The organism is Burkholderia sp. Ac-20384 (assembly GCF_017104605.1).
Lineage (GTDB): Bacteria > Pseudomonadota > Gammaproteobacteria > Burkholderiales > Burkholderiaceae > Burkholderia > Burkholderia lata.
Genome location: NZ_JAAGPE010000641.1, coordinates 1 through 1,537, shown reverse-complemented (window position 1 = coordinate 1,537; position 1,537 = coordinate 1). Strand labels below are relative to the sequence as shown.

General features: G+C 70.7%; 1 protein-coding gene. It reads left to right on the top strand.

The features are described 5' to 3' along the window. Positions 1-73 precede the first annotated feature (73 nt). The coding region (locus G3O00_RS42535) for an AAA family ATPase (RefSeq protein WP_346779038.1) at positions 74-1,537 on the top strand (1,464 nt) is incomplete at its 3' end.

Here is a 1,537-nt window from a genome sequence, read left to right as displayed (position 1 = left end):
GGTGGGAGGTGGGAGTGGGGTGGTGGTCGTGTTTTTTCGGTAATGGTGGGGCGACCAGCGGGATCTACACAGTATCGTACACTCTTGCCCGACACGACGCTCTGCCGAGCTAGCGCGCGCCGCATTCGCGACGAGTCGTGCGACCGCGGGCGGCCACGTGTGCGTCGCACTCGGCGCGCTCGCGCAGCGCTACGAAGCACCGCTCGACGAAGTCCGCTCGGCGCTTGCCGCGAGCGGCGTGGTCGCGTTCGGCACGCTCGCACGCGGCGACGAGCGGCCGCTGATCGTCGACCGTCACGACCACCTGTACCTGTCGCGCTATTTCGACTACGAGCGGCGGCTTGCCGATGCGCTCGTCGCGCAGGCCGGTGTGGCCGCGCCCGACGAAGGTCTCGCGCCCGACCGGTTGCGCGACAGCCTCGCGCGTTACTTCGGGCCGGCAACCGGCGAAGTCGACTGGCAACGCGTCGCGGCGATCGTCGCGCTGACGGGCCGCGTGACGATCGTCAGCGGCGGCCCGGGCACGGGCAAGACGACGACCGTCGTCGGCGTGCTGGCCTGTCTGCTCGATATGCATCCGGGGCTGCGCGTCGCGCTGGCTGCACCGACCGGCAAGGCCGCGCAGCGGATGCAGGAAGCGCTGCATGCACGGGCCGGCGACCTGCCGCCCGAACTCGCGGCGCGCCTGCCCGATACGTCTTACACGCTGCACCGGCTGCTGGGCGGCGGCGGGGCGGCCGGGTTCCGGCATCATCGCGACAATCCGTTGCCGTACGACCTGATTGTCGTCGACGAGGCGTCGATGATCGACGTCGCGCTCGCCGCGCATCTGCTCGATGCGCTTGCGCCGGGTGCGCGACTCGTGCTGCTCGGTGACAAGGACCAGCTTGCCGCGGTTGAAGCGGGCGCCGTGTTCGCAGAATTGAGCGCGCGGCCGGCGTTTACCGCCGCGGCGCGCACGCGCATCGCACAGGCGCTCGGCATCGACGAGGCGGCCTTCGTCGCGGCATTGCCGGTGCAGGACGAAGCCGTTCCCGCCGTGCAGCCGGTTTCCGCCGTCGCCCGCGCTCCGGCACCTCCCTCGGCATCCGCTGCCGCCGCTTCACGCAAACCGGCGTCGCGACGCAAAGTCGATGAACGACAGGCATCGCTCTTCGACGACGAACCGCAGGATGACGAAGTGTCGCCGACCTGCGCCGCGCCGCCGTCGGCCGCAGGCCCGATGCTGACCGAAACCGACGCCGTTGCCGAGGCAGGTGAGGCCCCCGCGTGGATCGAGGTCGACGAACTCGCGTGGCTCGACGCCGTCGAGCTGCCGCCGTTCGACGCAAGCGACAGGGCGCTTGCGTCGGTCACATCGACACTGCCGGGCGAATCCGAAGCCGCGTCTGCAACGTCCACGCCCGCACCCGCACCCGCACCGCTCGCCGACTGTGTGGTCTGGCTCGAACGCAATTACCGCTTCGGTCTCGATTCACCGATCGGGCGGCTGTCGCTCGCGATCCGCAGCGGCGACGTGCAGGCCGCGCTCGACGCA